The sequence below is a fragment of the Arthrobacter sp. Br18 genome (assembly GCF_000520555.1).
In the GTDB taxonomy this organism is placed as follows: domain Bacteria; phylum Actinomycetota; class Actinomycetes; order Actinomycetales; family Micrococcaceae; genus Arthrobacter_D.
The window spans coordinates 3,353-5,274 of sequence record NZ_KI914897.1; the positions used below are offsets into that span (position 1 = coordinate 3,353).

1 protein-coding gene is annotated in these 1,922 nt (G+C 69.4%); it reads left to right on the plus strand.

Annotated elements, in window-relative coordinates:
* The coding region (locus tag Y704_RS25465; RefSeq protein WP_035773287.1) for a helicase-related protein at positions 1 to 1,922 on the plus strand (1,922 nt) is incomplete at both ends.

Genomic DNA, 1,922 nt, shown 5'->3' on the forward strand with positions numbered 1-1,922 from the left:
GTCCCGACCACCCGCCGAGGTGATGGCACAGGCCGGGCAGACCAAGGGCGGTGCAGCACTCCTTGCGCGCGCCCATCACGGGTCGGTGTCCAAGGACCAGCGCGCCTTCATCGAGGATGACCTGAAGTCGGGGCGGCTGCGGTGCGTCGTCGCCACCAGTTCCCTGGAACTCGGCATCGACATGGGTGCGGTCGACCTCGTGGTGCAGGTCGAGTCCCCCCACTCGGTAGCCAGCGGCCTTCAGCGCGTGGGCCGTGCGGGTCATCAGGTGGGCGAGGTCTCGCAGGGTGTGCTGTTCCCCAAGCACCGGGGTGATCTGGTGAACACCACGGTGACCGTGGAGCGCATGCTGGCCGGCCGCATCGAACCCCTCTACATTCCCACCAACCCCCTCGACATCCTCGCCCAGCAGACAGTCGCCGCGGCGGCCCTCGGAACCATCGATGTCGAGGAGTGGTTCGACGTCGTCCGCCGCTCAGCGCCCTTCGCCACGCTTCCGCGTTCCGCGTTCGATGCAACGCTCGACCTCCTGGCGGGCCGCTACCCCTCCGACGAGTTCGCCGAGCTGCGCCCCCGGATCATCTGGGACCGGGTGGAGGGCAGCATCACGGGCCGGCCGGGCGCCCAGCGTCTCGCCGTCACCTCGGGAGGCACGATCCCCGACCGCGGCCTGTTCGGGGTATTCCTGGTCGGGTCCGCGAGCGAGGGGCCGAAGGCGGGTGGCCGGCGGGTGGGCGAGCTCGACGAGGAGATGGTGTACGAATCGCGCGTGGGCGACGTATTTGCGCTCGGTGCGACAAGCTGGCGCATCGAGGAGATCACCCACGACCGCGTGCTGGTGTCTCCCGCCTTCGGGCAGCCGGGCAAACTTCCGTTCTGGAAGGGCGATTCGCTGGGCCGTCCCGTGGAGCTGGGACGGGCCCTCGGCGCCTTCGTCCGCGAGATGTCCGGTGCCACTGCCGAGAAAGCTCGGGAGAGGTGCGCCCGGATCGGCCTGGACGACTGGGCGTCCGGCAACCTCATCACCTACCTCACGGAGCAGCGCGAGGCCACCGAGGTGGTGCCCAATGACCGCACCCTTGTCGTCGAGCGCTTCCACGATGAACTGGGCGACTGGCGGGTTGTCCTGCACAGCCCCTTCGGTATGCCGGTCCATGCGCCGTGGGCGCTGGCGGTGGGCGCGCGGCTCCAGCAGCGCTATGGCCTGGACGGTTCCGCCATGGCCTCCGACGACGGCATCGTCCTGCGGGTGCCGCTGATGGACGACGAACCGCCGGGAGCGGACCTGTTCCTGTTCGATGCCGAGGAGCTCGACGCCATCGTGACGGCGGAGGTCGGCGGGTCGGCCCTGTTTGCCTCACGCTTCCGGGAGTGTGCCGCACGGGCGCTGCTTCTTCCGCGTCACAATCCGAGCAAGCGGACGCCCCTGTGGCAGCAACGCCAACGCTCGGCGCAACTGCTGGACGTCGCCAGGAAGTACCCGACGTTCCCGATCGTCCTCGAAACCGTCCGGGAGTGCCTGCAGGACGTCTACGACCTTCCGGCACTGAAGGAACTCGCGTCGTCCCTCGAACGGCGTGAGCTGCGGATGATGGAAGTGACCACGCAGCAGCCCTCCCCCTTCGCCCGCTCGATGCTGTTCGGGTACGTGGCGTCCTTCCTGTACGAGGGAGATTCCCCCCTCGCCGAACGCCGGGCCGCTGCTCTCTCACTCGACCCGACCCTGCTCAACGAACTGCTGGGGCGTGCGGAACTGCGCGAACTGCTCGACGCCGGTGTGATCGCCGAGACGGAGCGCGAACTGCAGCGACTGCGCCCGGATCGGTTGGCGCGCGGGCTGGAGGGCGTCGCGGACCTGCTGCGCCTGCTGGGGCCACTGACGGGCGGGGGGATTGCCGAACGGCTTGAGGAGCCGGTGGCCG